The organism is Archangium sp. (assembly GCF_036277355.1).
Taxonomy (GTDB): Bacteria; Myxococcota; Myxococcia; order Myxococcales; family Myxococcaceae; genus Archangium.
The window spans coordinates 56,242-71,165 of the sequence record NZ_DASUNC010000137.1; the positions used below are offsets into that span (position 1 = coordinate 56,242).

13 protein-coding genes are annotated in these 14,924 nt (G+C 70.5%); 9 read left to right on the forward strand and 4 right to left on the reverse strand.

Annotated elements, in window-relative coordinates; genetic code table 11:
- Nucleotides 1-227 precede the first annotated feature (227 nt).
- The gene (locus VFZ09_RS32935; protein WP_329731693.1) at nucleotides 228-1,487 is read left to right on the forward strand and encodes a macrolide family glycosyltransferase; all 1,260 of its coding nucleotides are present in this window, start codon (nucleotides 228-230) and stop codon (nucleotides 1,485-1,487) included.
- Here VFZ09_RS32935 and VFZ09_RS32940 read toward each other — a convergent pair.
- Nucleotides 1,472-3,937: a beta-glucosidase H gene (locus VFZ09_RS32940; RefSeq protein ID WP_329731694.1), complete on the reverse strand. Its 2,466-nt coding sequence runs from the start codon at nucleotides 3,935-3,937 to the stop codon at nucleotides 1,472-1,474. The genes VFZ09_RS32935 and VFZ09_RS32940 overlap by 16 nt on opposite strands.
- Before the next feature lie 151 nt (nucleotides 3,938-4,088).
- On the opposite strand from VFZ09_RS32940, the gene VFZ09_RS32945 reads away from it, so the two are divergent.
- The 6 genes from VFZ09_RS32945 (at nucleotide 4,089) to VFZ09_RS32970 (ending at nucleotide 10,854) form a co-directional block, all read left to right on the forward strand.
- On the forward strand, nucleotides 4,089-4,655 hold the full coding sequence (locus VFZ09_RS32945) for a DUF2378 family protein (RefSeq protein ID WP_329731695.1): 567 nt from the start codon (nucleotides 4,089-4,091) through the stop codon (nucleotides 4,653-4,655).
- Nucleotides 4,656-4,688: 33 nt separating this feature from the next.
- On the forward strand, nucleotides 4,689-6,275 hold the full coding sequence (locus VFZ09_RS32950) for a DEAD/DEAH box helicase (RefSeq protein WP_329731696.1): 1,587 nt from the start codon (nucleotides 4,689-4,691) through the stop codon (nucleotides 6,273-6,275).
- 15 nt (nucleotides 6,276-6,290) lie between these two features.
- Complete coding sequence (locus tag VFZ09_RS32955; RefSeq protein WP_329731697.1) at nucleotides 6,291-8,213, forward strand: ATP-binding protein; 1,923 nt, start codon at nucleotides 6,291-6,293, stop codon at nucleotides 8,211-8,213.
- Between the two features lie 206 nt (nucleotides 8,214-8,419).
- Entirely contained in the window at nucleotides 8,420-8,695 is a 276-nt protein-coding gene (locus VFZ09_RS32960; protein WP_043414148.1) for a hypothetical protein, read from the forward strand.
- 6 nt (nucleotides 8,696-8,701) lie between these two features.
- Entirely contained in the window at nucleotides 8,702-9,226 is a 525-nt protein-coding gene (locus VFZ09_RS32965; protein WP_329731698.1) for a GNAT family N-acetyltransferase, read from the forward strand.
- A gap of 107 nt (nucleotides 9,227-9,333) precedes the next feature.
- The gene (locus VFZ09_RS32970; RefSeq protein WP_329731715.1) at nucleotides 9,334-10,854 is read left to right on the forward strand and encodes a peptidase M3; all 1,521 of its coding nucleotides are present in this window, start codon (nucleotides 9,334-9,336) and stop codon (nucleotides 10,852-10,854) included.
- A 28-nt stretch (nucleotides 10,855-10,882) separates the two neighbouring features.
- On the opposite strand, the gene VFZ09_RS32975 is transcribed toward VFZ09_RS32970, so the two are convergent.
- On the reverse strand, nucleotides 10,883-11,212 hold the full coding sequence (locus VFZ09_RS32975) for a hypothetical protein (protein WP_329731699.1): 330 nt from the start codon (nucleotides 11,210-11,212) through the stop codon (nucleotides 10,883-10,885).
- A 162-nt stretch (nucleotides 11,213-11,374) separates the two neighbouring features.
- Entirely contained in the window at nucleotides 11,375-12,415 is a 1,041-nt protein-coding gene (locus tag VFZ09_RS32980; RefSeq protein ID WP_329731700.1) for a hypothetical protein, read from the reverse strand.
- A gap of 101 nt (nucleotides 12,416-12,516) precedes the next feature.
- On the opposite strand from VFZ09_RS32980, the gene VFZ09_RS32985 reads away from it, so the two are divergent.
- Complete coding sequence (locus VFZ09_RS32985) at nucleotides 12,517-13,395, forward strand: DUF2058 family protein (protein ID WP_329731701.1); 879 nt, start codon at nucleotides 12,517-12,519, stop codon at nucleotides 13,393-13,395.
- A 246-nt stretch (nucleotides 13,396-13,641) separates the two neighbouring features.
- Entirely contained in the window at nucleotides 13,642-14,244 is a 603-nt protein-coding gene (locus VFZ09_RS32990) for a hypothetical protein (protein WP_329731702.1), read from the forward strand.
- Between the two features lie 238 nt (nucleotides 14,245-14,482).
- Here the strand turns inward: VFZ09_RS32990 and VFZ09_RS32995 are convergent, their stop codons facing one another.
- On the reverse strand, nucleotides 14,483-14,710 hold the full coding sequence (locus VFZ09_RS32995; RefSeq protein WP_329731703.1) for a hypothetical protein: 228 nt from the start codon (nucleotides 14,708-14,710) through the stop codon (nucleotides 14,483-14,485).
- Nucleotides 14,711-14,924 lie beyond the last annotated feature (214 nt).

Below are 14,924 nucleotides of genomic sequence, written 5' to 3' on the forward strand. Positions count from 1 at the left end.
CCCGAGCATCCACGCGCGGGAGCCCGCCCGGAAGCGGGCGCCAGGAGTCTGGAGAGTGGAGACGGACAAGACAGCGGAGGAGTGTAGCCAACGGGGACCTGGCGCGGTGCACACGCCGAGTACGGGCGGAGGGCACAGGGCCTGCCCGTTCCCCCGCCTTCCTCGCCCCTACTCACCGTGGCTCGAAAATCACTGCGCGCCCGGGCCCACGTCAGTAGACAGGGCCCATGAAATTCCTCTTCTTTCCCATGCCGGCCCACGGCCACGTCAACCCGATGCTCCCGCTCATCCAGGAGCTGGTCTCCCGGGGGGACGAGGTCGTCGTCTACGTGACGCGCGAGTTCGAAGCGGCCATCCGCCACACCGGTGCCTCGCTCCGGTTGCTCGATGACTCGCTCGGCATTCCCCCCAGCTTCGCGGGGATGCCCGGCCTGGCGGGAGGGAGCGGACAGGCGATGAAGAAGGCCATGCCGCTGCTCATGGGCCTCATGCGCCGGAGCCTGCACGCGACCCCTCGGCTGGTGGAGCAGGCCCGGGCCGAGCAGGCCGACTGCGTCGTCTATGACCCGATGGCCGTCTGGGGCCGCTCCGCCGGCAAGATGCTGGGGCTGCCCGCGGCCATCTTCCAGACGAGCTTCGGGCTGAGCCACTCCCCCACCATCCAGAACGCGATGCGCGCGAACATGAAGGGCCCTCCGCCCCCGAGCGCCCTGCTGGCCATCGGCCGGCTGCTGCTGACGTCCGAGGTGATGCACTGGCGCCACGGAATGCCGCGCATGAATCCCCAGTCGGCGTTCACGAGCGTCGAGGACCTGAACATCATCCCCGTCCCCCGGGCGTACCAGCCGGATGCCGGGAACTTCGACGATCGCTTCCTCTTCGTGGGCCCCTCGGTGCTGCCGCGCAACGACCGGGGAGACTTCCCGCTGGAGCGGCTCGAGGGCAAGCCCGTGCTGCTCATCTCGCTGGGCACCACGCCCATGAACATGCGGCCCGACTTCTACAAGACCTGCTTCGAGGCCTTCCGCGACACGCGCTGGCAGGTGGTGATGGCCTGCGGCAAGGGCCTGGACCCGGCCACGCTCGGACCAGCGCCGTCCAACGTCCTCGTGCGCCAGCACGTGCCCCAGCTCGAGGTGCTCGAGCGCGCCCGCGTCTTCCTCACCCACGGCGGCATGAACTCCACCATGGAGGGCCTCTGGCACGGCGTGCCGCTGGCCGTCTTCCCGCAGTTCGCGGATCAGCCGCTCAACGCCTCGCGTGTGACCGGGCTCGGGCTGGGAACCACGCTCTCGGCCCAGGACGCCCTGGACCCGAAGGCCCTGCGGGAGACCATCGAGCGCCTGGACACGGACCCGGGCTACCGCACGCGCCTCGCGGAGTTCCAGAAGGAACTCCGGGAAGCGGGAGGCCACCGGCGCGCGGCGGATGCGCTCCAGAAGTTCGCCGCCGCCCGCCGGGGAGGCGCGCGTCAGAAGGCGGCCTGAGCCGTCTCCAGGGACCCGATCCAATCGCGCTGGAGGGTGAAGCCGGCGCGGGCGTGGATGTCTCGCGAGGAGCTCCCCACGAGCACCTCGAAGCGGCCCGCCTCGGCGACCCAGGCGGCCCTCGCGTCATCGAAGTACGCGAGCGCCCGCATCCCGAGCGTCAGGGTGACGCTCTTCGTCTCGCCGGGCTCCAGGGCGACCTTGAGGAAGCCCTTCAGCTCCTTCTCGGGGCGCGGCAGGCTCGCCTTCTCGTCGCGCACGTAGAGCTGCACGACCTCCTGCCCCGCGCGCTGCCCGGTGTTCGTCACGTCGAGCGTCACCGTCAGCGTGCCGCCCGGCTCGAGGGCTCCGGTGCTCAGGCGGAGGTTCCCGTACGCGAACGTCGTGTACGCGAGGCCGAAGCCGAACGGGAAGAGCGGGGCGATGTTCTTCGTGTCGTGGTGGCGGTAGCCCATGAAGATGCCCTCGCCGTAGCGCACCCGGCCATTGGCACCGGGGTAGTGGCCATGGGCCGCGTTGTCCTCGAGCCGCACGGGGAAGGACTGCGGGAGCCGGCCGGAGGGCTCGGCGGCGCCGAAGAGCACGTCGGCGATGGCGTTGCCCGCCTCCTGTCCGGGGTACCAGGCCTGCAGCAGGCCGGCGACCGAGTCCAACCACGGCAGGGTGACGGGCGCCCCCGTCTGCAGCACCACCACGGTGTTCGGGTTGGCCTTCGCCACCCGGGAGACGAGCTCGTTCTGGCGGCCCACCAGGTCCATGTGGGGACGATCCACCGCTTCCGTGTCCCACTCGCCGTTGTGGCCGACGAACACCAGGGCCACGTCCGAGTCCGCGGCGAGCCGCACGGCGTGCTCGATGTGCTCGTCACCCAGGGGCCGGGTGACGCCCACGCGCACGGCCCGGATGCCCTCCGCGGGGCTGGCGTACTCGATGGTCACGTCATACGCACGGCCGGCCTGGAGCTCGAGCGTCCCGATGACTTCATCGCTGCCGTTGCCGAAGTAGGTGTCGCCCAGCTTCCACGCGCTCCAGTTGTCCACGACGAGCCGCCCGTCCACGAACAGGCGGCCGAGACCCGCGCTCACCAGGCCGAAGTGGTGCACGCCGTCCTCATCCGGCGTGAAGCGCGTGGACAGGCGCGCGGAGAAGGTGTCGAGGGGGATGCCCGGCGCGGGCTCGTCGAACCACATCACCTCCCCCTGGGACAGGCCGGTGCCCGGTACCCCCTTGCCCGACAGGCCGCGGTTGTCGAAGTACTCGGCGGTGAACGGCTTCTCGAGCAGGGGCAGCAGCTTGTCATTGGCGCAGCCGGCCGCGTACCCGAGCTCGACGCTCCCGCCGAGCCGGGCCTGGAGTCCCTCGGAGGGGGTGACGCGGTAATGCGCGTTGAGCTGCGCGCTGCCACCGCCCATGATCTGCGCGGTCCTGGCGTTCGGGCCGATGAGGGCGATCTTCTTCAGCCGCTTCGGGTCGAGCGGCAGCACCCCTTCGTTCTTCAGCAGCACCGTGCCTTCCGCGCCGGCCCGGCGGATGAGGGCGCGGTGCTCGGGCCGGTCGATGGCCTGCTCCTCCACGGGCGCGGGATGCTCGAAGGCGCCGACGCGGCCGAGGAGGCGCAGCACGCGCCGGGCGCTGTCCTGGATGGCCTCCGCGCTCACCTGTCCCGCGCGGACGGCCTCGAGCAGCTTCTGGCCGCGGTACTTCGCCGGGCCGGGCATCTCCAGGTCGAGGCCCGCGTTCATGGACTCCACGGTGGTGTGCGTGGCGAACCAGTCGGACATGAGCACGCCGTCGAAGCCCCACTCGCGCTTGAGGATGTCCGTCAGCAGGCGACGGTTCTCGCTGGCGAACGTGCCATTGAGCTTGTTGTAGGCGCACATGACGGCCCAGGTGCGCGCCTCCTTCACGGCCGCCTCGAAGGGCAGGAGGTACAGCTCCCGGAGCGCGCGCTCGTCGATGTCGGAGCTGATGGACATGCGCTCGAACTCCGACTCGTTGCCCACGAAGTGCTTGACGGTGGCGCCCACGCCCTGGCTCTGCACGCCCTGGATGTACGCGACGCACACGCGGGCGGAGAGGAACGGGTCCTCGGAGTAGCACTCGAAGTTGCGGCCGTTCTGGGTGGAGCGGTGCAGGTTGACGGTGGGGGCGAGCAGCACGTGGGCGCCCTTGGACTGCGCCTCCTGGGCGATGGCCTGGCCCACCTGCGTGACGAGCGCGGTGTTCCAGGTGGACGCGAGCGAGATGGCCACGGGGAAGGACGCGGCCTTCACGCCCCCCACGAGGCTGCCGCCGCCGCGTGCGCCGTTGGGGCCGTCACTCACCTTGAGGGAGGGAATGCCGAGCCGCTCCACGGGAACGGTCGTCCAGAAGGTGGCTCCGGCCAGCAGGGAGACCTGCTCCTCGAGGGTCATGGCGTTCAGGAGCGTGTCGATGCGCTGCTCGTTCATGGGGCGGGGAGAGTACACGCCCGGGGCCCGGGGCCACACCGCACTGCGTCAGCGACAGCGCGTGCGGACGCGGCGGGCCCCCGGTGGTTTTCGAGCCCGCGCCTGTGCCAGTCTCAGGGGCCGTGTGAAAGCCGCTCCCCCGAGGTGATGCATGCCCACCACCGCCGTCGCCGCTTCACAGCAACCCGCCCCCCGGCGGATGCGTTACGCCCCCCTGGAAGGCCTGCTGCGCAGCCTGGAGATCCACGAGCGCTCCGCCGAGATGGAGGAGCTCGTCCGGCTGAGCGGGGGAACGGACTACGTCCCTTCTGAAATCGCCGTGGAGAACTTCGCCGAGGTGCTCCACTACCTGGCGCGCACCCGCTTCGCGTCCCTGCCCACCGCCGAGGGGCTCTTCCGCGTGGGCGCGTGTCTCTTCGAGGGCTACCGCAAGACGCTGTTGGGGCAGATCCAACTGGCCGCGCTGCACCTGCTCGGGCCGGACCGGTTGATGCGCAAGGTGCCCGAGTTCGTGGGCCGCAGCAGCAACTTCGGCATGCGCACGGTGGAGAAGCTCGGCCCCAACCACTACCGGGTGGACTTCCGGGGCGTGCCCCTGCCCGGCGACTACTACAACGGCATCCTCCATGCCGCCCTGCGCGCCACGGGCGTGAGCTCGCCCCAGAGCACCTGGGAGCAGCTGGGCCCCGAGGACATGACCTTCGATGTACGCTGGTAGCCCCGCGCGCCCGGGCGTGATAGCCCCTGGTGTGTGAGCAACTCCTTCAAGACCCTCGGCCTCTCTCCTGAGACACTCGGTGCGGTGCGGCGCGCCCGTTTCGCCGCCCCCACCCCCATCCAGGCCCAGGCCATCCCCCCGGCGCTCGCCGGGCGCGACGTCATCGGCTGCGCCGCCACCGGCACCGGCAAGACGGCCGCCTACCTGCTGCCCCTCATCGAGCGCTCGGCCGGTGAATCGGGCCCCGTGGCCCTGGTGCTCGCCCCCACGCGCGAGCTGGTGCAGCAGATCGCCCAGGAGGCGGCCTTCTTCGGCGAGCCGCGCGGTGTCACCCAGGCGGTGGTCATCGGCGGCACGGACATGAGCGCCCAGGTGGAGGCGCTGCGCCAGCGGCCCACCCTGCTGCTCGCCACCCCGGGCCGGCTGGCGGACCTCCTCCAGTCGGGCGCGGCCAACCTCTCCGCGGTGCGCATGCTCGTGCTGGACGAGGCGGACCGGATGCTGGAGATGGGCTTCCTGCCCGAGCTCCAGCGCATCCTGGCCGCCCTGCCCCGCGAGCGGCAGACGCTGCTCTTCTCGGCCACGCTCGGCCACAACGTGACGCTCTTCGCCCAGGAGCTGCTGCGCCGGCCCGTCCGGGTGGAAGTCACCCCCAGCGGCACGCCCGCCGCGCGCGCCGTGCAGCGCATGTACGAGGTGGAGGCGGACGAGAAGTACCCGCTGCTGCTCTCCCTGTTGGAGAGGGATCAGCTCAGCGCGCTCGTCTTCACCCGCACCCGGGAGCGCGCCGAGAAGGTGCTGGAGGTCCTCAAGGGCGCGGGCCACAAGGCCTCCCTCATCCACTCGGACCGCACGCAGGGGCAGCGGCGCCAGGCGCTCGAGGGCTTCCGGCGGGGGCAGTACCGCTGCCTGGTGGCCACGGACATCGCCTCGCGAGGGCTGGACGTGGAGGACGTGGGCCACGTCATCAACTTCGACCTGCCCCACGCGCCCGAGGACTACGTGCACCGCATCGGCCGCACGGCGCGGGCCGGGGCCAGCGGGCGGGCCTCCACCTTCGTCACCGAGCGGGACGAGGAGACGGTGCGCGCCATCGAGCGCATCATCCGCATGCCGGTGCCGCGCGCCGAGGTGCCGCGCACGGACGCCGCCTTCCGCGAGGAGCTGGAGACGTTCCGGGCCGAGCAGGGGGACATGGATGACCTGGAGAAGCTCGAGGACCGTCCCCGTCCCCGGGCGCCGGAGAAGGCCCGCGCGCCGGAGAAGGCCCGCGTGGCGAGGGGAGCCAGCCCGCGGCGGGAGGGTCCGGAGCGCCGGGGGGGAGACACCCGCCGGGCGGCCCCGGGACGGAGCCCGGCGCCTCGCCAGGGGAGGGAGGAGGAGGGCGCCCGTCGAGCGAAACCCGCGCGCCGCGTGGAGGGCGCTTTCGGGCGGGAGATGGCCCGGAAGACGAAGGAAGGACGGGGGAAGGCTGCCGGCCCGGGCAGGAGCGGCCCGCGTGGCGCCGGGCGGCCTGGAGGCAAGGCGGGAGGCAAGGCGGGAGGCCGTCAGGGCGGAGCGCGGCGTGGGCCGGCTCCCTCCCCGAGAGGCCGTGGCGGCGGAGGACGGCGGGGCCGTTAGAATGTCGTCCCTGACATGGCGCTCCTTTCCACTCCCGAGACAAGCCAGGAAGTCATCATCCCCCCAGAGCTTCGGGCCAGTGGCTTCTCGGGCACGGAGAGAACGCCGCGCATCCTGCGCTGGCTGGACTTCTTCCTCTCGGAGCCGCTGCGCAACGCGCCCCCCGGGGAGCTCGTCCGTCACCGGGTGCTCGTAGGCGCCGCGTGTTTCATGCTCATGCTCGCCATGCTGTACCTGGTGAGCACGCTGTTCACGCACTACTCCCCCCTCCCCGGCGTCGCGGGCGTGCTGTACGTGTCCATCCTGGTGGCCGCGCGCAGGGCCCGGACGCTCGTGGCTCCCGCGATCATCATGCTGGCCACCCTCACGGTGGGCTTCGTGGGGAGCCTCTTCGCCAACGAGGCGGACCTCAGTGGAGGCGTGCACGCCACCAACCTGCTGCTCCCCGCCTTCGCCGTGTACCTGCTGGGGCCCCGCCGGGCGCTGCCCTTCGTCCTCCTGCTCGCCGTGGTCATGGATGGGCTCTACCCCCTCTACGTCCTGCGGCACGCCGTCCCCCCCGACGCGTCCTTCTCCCTGGCGCGGTTCTGGGTCCGTCACGGCATGGCGGGCATGGCCTTCATCGGCATCTGGGGCATCAGCGCGTTGCACAGCACCGCGCGGGACGCGGCCCACCACTCGCTCGAGCGGGCCTTGCGGAAGCTGCGGGCCAGCGAGCTCAAGCTGAGCAGCATCATCGAGAGCACCGACGACATCGTGGTCGCGATGGACCCCGAGGGCCGCCTGCTCGTGGCCAACTCGGCCATGGAGCGCTTCTTCCGGCGGCTGACCGGCAGGGAGCTGGAGATGGGACAGACGCCCTTCCGCTACTCGAAGCCGGAGCGCATCCAGCTCTGGATGGACCGGCTCGCCCTGGTGCTTGAGGGCCAGCGCCTGCGCTACGAGGAGGCGTATGAGGTGGGAGACGTCCGGATCGTGCTGGACGTCAGCCTCCACCCCATCCTGGCGGAGAATGGCCTGGCCGTGGGGGTGACGCTCTTCGGCCGCGACATCACCCAGCGCAAGGAGGCCGAGACGCGGCTGGGAGAGATGCACCGCACCCTGGTGGATGTGTCGCGCCAGACGGGCATGGCCGAGGTGGCCACCGGCGTGCTCCACAACGTGGGCAACACGCTCAACAGCGTCAACATCTCCACCACGCTCGTCACCGACCGGCTGCGCCGCTCCCGCGTCACGGGCCTGGTCAAGGCCACCGGCCTGCTGCGCGAGCACCTCGCGGATCTCTCCTCCTTCCTCACCCGCGACGCGCGGGGCCAGAAGCTCCCGCCCTATCTCATCGCGGTGTCCGACGAGCTGATGGAGGAGCGGGAGGCGATGCTCAAGGAGATGCAGTCGCTCGCCCAGAGTGTCGAGCACATCAAGTCCATCGTCAGCATGCAGCAGAAGCACGCGCGCTCGGCGGGAGCGGTGGAGCAGGTGGACGTGCCGCAGCTCATCGACGAGGCGCTGCGCCTGCACGCCGTGTCCTTCGAGCGGCTGGCCATCCGCATCGTGCGGGACTACGCGGACGTGCCGCACATCTTCGTGGACCGGCACAAGCTGCTGCAGATCCTCATCAACCTGCTGAGCAACGCGCGGCACGCGCTGGTGGACAGCGCGCAGGAGGACAAGTGCCTGCGCATCCACGTCGAGCGCGCGGGCGGGGGAGAGCAGCTGCGCATCGACGTGACGGACAACGGGGTGGGCATCTCGGCGGAGAACCTGGCGAGGCTGTTCACCCAGGGTTTCACCACGAAGAAGACGGGGCACGGCTTCGGCCTGCACATCAGCGCCCTGGCGGCCGAGGAGATGAAGGGGAAGCTGTCCTGCACCAGCCCGGGCCTCGGCCAGGGCGCCACCTTCACGCTCGAGCTGCCCGTGAAGGGGGAGAACGCCTAGCAACCACCGGACGAGCCGTGGACGGCCGTCGCCCACGGGAGACGGTCGGGGCTTCGCTCCCCACGGGAAGCGCTCCTGGCCAGCGCCTTGCACAGCCCGGGTCCGTCGCTCGCCTGCTGACCTGGAAACCCTGGCGGAAGGAGACCTCCCGCCCGGGCTTGTGGCAGGCCCCACTCCGTTCTACGTTTTCGTAGAGAGGTACCGCCATGGCCGAGACCCAGATTTCCGCGTATGTCTCCGAGACCACCAAGGAGCTCGTCGAGCGCTACGTGGAAGCGCATGGGATGAAGAAGGGCCGCCTCATCGAGGAGGCGCTCCTGCACCACCTCCAGGCCCTCCGTGAGCTGCCGGCGGACCTGATCATCCCGCCTCGAATCGTGGTGGAGCAGAAGACCTTCGAGCGCGTGGCGGCCTTGACCCGACGTCCACGCAAACCGACGAAGGCACTCCGCGCGCTGATGGATGGCAAGAAGCCGCGATAGCGTCCCGTGGCTCTCGAAATCCGCAGGCTGCTCCAGGAAGACGACCGCTCGGATTTCCGCTCGGGCAACGTCGACCTCGACCGGTTCTTCCAGCGCTACGCCGGACAGAATCAGTTCCGCCATCACATCGGCACGACGTATGTCGCGGTCGAGGATGGGACGATCGCCGGCTTCGTGACCGTCACGCCCTCTGAAATCACCGTGGCGGAGCTCCCCGTGCCGCGGCGCAGGAAGTTGCCGCAATACCCACTTCCCGTGCTCCGTCTGGCGCGGCTCGCCGTGGATGAACGGGCACGAGGGCGAGGTATCGGCAGTACGCTGCTGCGTGCCGTCTTCGTGCTCGCCCACCGCCTCGCGGACGACTTCGGTTGCCTCGGCGTCGTCGTCGACGCGAAGCCAGAAGCCGTCCCGTTCTACGAGAAGCTCGGGTTCATCGACCTCGGGGCCAGGGCCGGCCATCTCGGCGACAGGCCCGAGCCGAAACCAATGTTTCTCGAGCTGGGCGCCATTCCCAGACCGTCCGCCTCATGAAGCCCTGCCCACCCGCCCTTTCCCTGTAGGGACAGGGTCCAGCGCGGCACGCTCCGCCGACTCGGCTCTTTTCCCCCGTGGCCGAAGTGTCTACCTTCCGCCACGCCATGGACCGCCCCATCCCTGCCCTGCGCGCGAGCCTGGACGACTTCCTCGCCGAGCTGGCCTCCCTCCAGTACCGCCACGCCGCCGGCCTCGCCCCGGACCTCCCCCTCCGCGCGCTCTACGAGGACTCGCCCGAAATCGCCTCCCCCGAGGCCTTCGCCGCCGTCACCGAAGCCATCCCCAAGGCCCAGGCCAAGGGTGACTCGCTCGGCGTGCGCCGCCTCCGGCTGCTGCGCGACTTCATCGCCACCCAGCTCGAAGAGGCCCTCGCCGCCCCCGCCGCCGAGGCCCTCGCCCAACTCGAGGCCCGCGCCCGCCTCTCCGTGGACGACCAGACCCTCTCCTTCGGCGAGGCGCTCGGCCAGCTCCCCCAGGAGCCCGAGCGCGGCCGGCGCGCCCTCCTCGAGAGCGCCACCGGCGGCTTCCTCTGGGACAACCGGGGCCGCTACGGCGATCGCCGCGAGGCCTCCTTCCGCGTCACCGAGCAGCTCCGCGCCCCCCGCTACACCGCCCTGCGCGAGGACGTCTCCGGCATCGAGCTCGAGCCCCTCGTCGAGGCCGCCGAGCAGACGCTGCGCCTCACCGAGGACGCCTACCGCGACGTGCTCGCCTACGTCCTCAAGAAGGTGGAGCCCACGCTGCGTCCCCTCCCCTCGGGCCACGCGCGCCGGCATGACCTCCAGGCCGCCACCCAGGTGTCCTGGCTCAGCGGCTTCTTCCGGCGCGAGGACTCCATGCCCGCCGTCGTCCGCTGGCTCGGCGAGTGGGGCTTCCACCCGTCCGCCGAGGGCCGCATCCGCATCGACGACGAGGAGCGTCCCGGCAAGGCCTCCCGCCCCTTCACCGTCTCGGTGCGCGTGCCCGGTGAAGTGCGCCTCGTCCTCCAGCGCCGCGCGGGCCTGGATGCCCTGGGCAGCCTCCTCCACGAGTACGGCCACGCGCTCCACCACGCCCATGTGTCCGACCAGTTGCCGCTGGAGCTGCGCCGGCTGCAGGACGCCTCGGTGACGGAGGCCTTCGCCACCCTCTTCGAGCGGCTCCTCACCGACGAGGAGTGGCTCAAGCGCTACCTGCGCCAGCCCTCGGCCACGGCGCGCGACGCCTCGCGCATGGCCGCCTTCCAGGCCCTCACGGTGCTGCGCCGGCACTGCGCCAAGCTGCCCTACGAGCTGTCCCTGTACGAGCGCGGCCCCTCGCCCGAGCGGGCCGAGGAGTACGCGGATGCCCAGCGCCGCGCGCTCTTCGTCGAGGCGCATCCGGGCTTCTTCCTCTTCGACGTGGACCCCCAGCTCTACGTGACGCGCTACCTGCGCGCCTGGGCCCTGGAAACGCGGTTCACCGCGCACCTCACCGGGCGCTTCAACGAGGACTGGTGGCGCAACCCCACCGCCGGCCGCTGGCTCCAGGGCCTCTTCGCACGGGGCGGGACCGACGACGCCGAGGCGCTCGCCCAGGAGATTTCGGCAAAAGCCCTGACGCTCCCCGAGGCGGGTGCCCGCCTCGTGGCTCTGCTCGACCGATGAGCGCCGTCCCCTGGGAGGGCCCGGGGGACTACTTCTTCTTGCGCAGCGCGCGGACGATCTTGTCCTTCGTCGCGTTGGTGCCGGTGGCCGCCGCCTTGGGCTTGCTGGCCGAGCGCGTCTGGCCCGTGCGCTCGCGCATCGCCTTCATCAGCTGCATCTCGATGAGCAGCAGCTCGTCACCCAGCTGCTCGTTGTTGCCCGCGGCACGGGGAAGCGGCGCGCTCTTGCTGCCGGCGCCGGCACCATGCCGCAGCCGCAGCACCTTCTCCTCCTCGGACGTCAGGGTCTGCGTCTTCTCCAACGCGGCCTTGACCTCCTTGGACGTCACCGTCGTGCTGCTACCGACCTTGCGCTCCATCTCCGCTCCCTTGCAGTGGGTACCTGAACATCCGCTCATGTCGGATGCGTCCGGTCCGCAACCGTCGAGGATTCTAGAGATCGCAAGAGGAGGGTCAAATTTTCTTCCAACAGGCCGCTGCCTCCCTGTAGCGGCCTGACACCCGCGCGACACCTGGCAGGTTCAGTTGCCCTCTTCGTCCGCGGGCTCGTCCGACGGCTGCGCCGCCCCCGGCCCCGTGGCGCCCTCGGGCTTGTTCCGGGGAATCCCGAAGCGGTCCAGCGCGTCCGCGATGCCCTGCGGCTTGTCCGCGTCCGGCAGGAAGTTCTCCGGCGGCTGCAACTGGGGGTCCTGGCCGATTTCACTCAGCGCGGACTCGAGCACCATGCGCAGCTCGGCGGCGCCCCCGGCGTCGTTGGCGGGCACGGTGATGCGGCCATCCAGGCGCGTCTTGAGGACGACGGACGTCTCCTGGTCCACCAGCACCTCGCCCGTCAGAGACTTGGGCGTGCGGTTCTCGAAGAAGGCCAGGCGGCGCCGGGTGGTGTCGTCCCGGCCGCCCTTGGGCTCGGCCATCGCGGGCAGCACGGTGGGCGCGGTGCCCGTGTTGCCTTCTGGACCGAGCGTCACGTTGTAGCGCCACGCGGTGCGGCCCTCGTGGGTGACGGTGCCCTGCGGAGACAGCAGCAGCCGGCCCCGGAAGAGCGCGTCCACGTCGCGGATGGCGCCGGTGAGCTCGGTGCGGGTGCGCTCGGCGATGCCGCGGTCGCGCAGACGCTGGCGGAAGGTGCCGTAGCGGTTGCGGGCGTACACCTTGCCCCCCACGCGCATCACCTCCAGGCCCTGGTCCCGGCTGTTCTCCAGCACGCCGTGGAAATCTCCGCTCACACCACCCGGGCCGGCGCGGAAGGTGCGCGTCTCGGTGAGTTTGGTGGGGACGGTGCCCTGGGCGCCCGACCACTCGTAGCTGACGGTGGCCTTGAAAGTGTGAGGTCCCAGACGCTCGGTCACCTCGGCGGCGTCCATGGAGAGGATCCGGCGGGCCACGCGGGGGTTGTCCGCCACGTCCTCGGGCGGAAGCTTCTCGGCGGCCGAGGCCACCACCTTGGGCGGATCCTCGGGCGAGAAGATGCGAGCCTTGGCCGCCTTGTCGACGGGGTCCTGGCAGGCCACGGTGGCGAGCGCCAGGGTGGCGGCGAGGGCGAACTTGGGGAAACGGGTCACGACTCCTCCGGCTCCATGCGGGGTTGCCCAAATTACGGGGTGGGTGCTGGAGCGGCAAGGGACGGCTTGCGCGCGCCAATGTACGGGATAGAACGCCACCTATGCAGAACCTGCGTGACAAGCTCTTGAAGGCTGGCCTGGTCTCCGAGGACCAGGCCAAGAAGGCGGAGAGTTCCGCCCCGACCGCTCGCCGTCCGGCTCCGTCGCAGGAGGCCCGGCACGAGGGCCCTCCTGGCCGCCAGGATAGGGAGCCCCGTGAGCCCCGTGAAGCCCGGGGGCGCGACGAGCGGCCGCCGCGCCGCGAGGGCCGTGACGGTGGACGTCCTCCCCAGGGAGGTGGCCGTCCGCAGGGACAGGGTGGCCGCCCCCAGGGTGGCCCTCCCCGTGGCCCCGGGGGTGGGCGCCCGCAGGGTGGACGTCCCCAGGGCGGGCGGCCGGGCGGTGAGCCGTCGGGCGGCATCGTCCCCAAGCTGCCCCCGCTGCCGGGCTCCAAGGCCGCTCAGCGGATGGAGTCCAAGAAGCAGGTGGAGCTGGACCGCAAGCTGCGCGAGCTGGTGCTCGGCGGCCAGGTGCCCGTGGACGTGGGCGCCACCGTCTTCTACTTCATGACGCGCAAGGGGAAGCTGCGCCGCCTGGAGCTGACCGAGACGCAGGCCAAGCAGCTCGAGGACGGCACGCTCGGCGTGGTGGAGCGTCCGGAGCCCGCGCAGATCGAGCACTCGCTGGTGCCCGCCGCGGTGGCCGAGCAGATGTACGCCATCTCGAAGAAGTCGGTGCGCTTCCTCAACCGCAAGGACCTGCCCATCGGCTTCATGAGCGATGACCAGGTGAAGGAGCAGCAGGCCGCCGAGGCCCGCGGCGACGAGCCCGTGGACGAGGGCGGCGATGACGAGGCCGCCGAGGGCGAGTCCGCTCCCGCCGAGGCCGCCGCCGAGGGCACTCCGAGCCCCGAGGGCAGCTCCGAGCCCACGCCGTCCTGACCTCGCGTCCGGACCCCCGGGTGGTGACGGCTGTCACCACCCGGTGACTGGCGTCATCAGGCGCCCGGGCCCTCCGGTGGTGGCTGGAGTCACCAGGAGCGCCGGGGCGCTCGGGCCCTTCCCGAGCAATTCCGGGCGTTTGGCGAGGCCCGGGGCCCATGGAGCTGATTGGCACACCTGATGCTCTGGGGTGAGTACGCCGCCCACAAGTGGGCGACTCCCTCACCACCCATCGGGGTCAACGCCATGAGCATCTCCTCCATCAAGGGCAGCGCGGTCGGTTCCTTCTCCAACGTGTCCCGTTCCTCCGGAGTAGGCGGTCCGCAGCAGACCCCCTCGGCGAAGCTGGAGGGCATCGTCTCCGACATCACCCAGAAGCTGGCCTCGGGCGACCTCAAGGGCGCGGTGGAGGGCATCAAGAAGCTGTGTGACACGCTGGGCGTGGACTCCAAGCACCTGCTCGGCGCGCTGGGCCTGGACGGGGCCGCTGGTGGCAAGGGTGGCGCCGAGGGCGCCAAGGGCGCCGAAGGTGCCGGGGGTGGCGAGGGCGCGGGTGGTGCCGAGGGCGCTTGTGGGGCCGGTGGCGGTGCGCCCGCCGCCGGTGGCGCCGAGGGCGGCGGCCTGCTCGAGCTGCTGAAGAAGCTGCTGCAGCAGAACCCGGAGCTGGCCAGGCAGCTGCTCCAGAATCCCGAGCTGCTCCAGCAGCTGGCGCAGAACCCGGAGCTGCTCCAGCAGCTGGCGCAGAACCCCCAGGCGCTGCAGTCCATGCTCGCGGGCGCCCCGCCGGAGCTGGCCGGCATCAGCCAGTTCCAGGCCGCCGCGCCCCCGGCTCCCGTGAGCCTCTTCTGAGCGCGCCGACGCTCAAGGCGCCACGGAAACAGCCTCGTACTGATTGGCATCCAGGATCTTCACGGGGCCCTCACCAGCCACTTCTCGCCAGCAAGACCGGCTGGAGCGAGATCCGTCAGGGCCTTCAGGAGTTCGGCTTCGACATCCGCGATCGCGGACGAGTCGCTGCACTTCATCCCCTCCCTTTGCACGGAGCCACAAGATTTCCTGAGAACCGGAACCATCAGGCAGGTGGTGCTCACTCATCAGGGCGTCCCAAGGTCAGATCTACTTGACCGTGCCTTGCCTGCTGTACGGCGCGCATCCAATCGTCCCAGACACCGGGATCCGCAGGCGTACCGTCTTCGAGCAGCGACATGCTGCCCAAAAAACCGCCCAGGTCGTCCGAGCCTGTCAGTTCATAGAGCCTTTCAAGGTAGGCGTACATCGCCGTGTATGCTTCCTTGATCGTGATCTTGTCATCCATGCGATGCCTCGACATCAGTTTCCGAACTCGGCATCGAATGCGGCGATTGCTTCTTCAGAAGTCCTGTGGGTCGGTCCATTCAAAGTCTTCATCTCGCCAGTCCTTGCGAGAGTTCAATCTTTCACCCAGTCTCGTGATGAGATCCTGGAGAGCCTCTATTTCTGTCCGTCCGAGTCCTGCCTCCCCATCGGGGATGCCATTGGCATTTTTTACA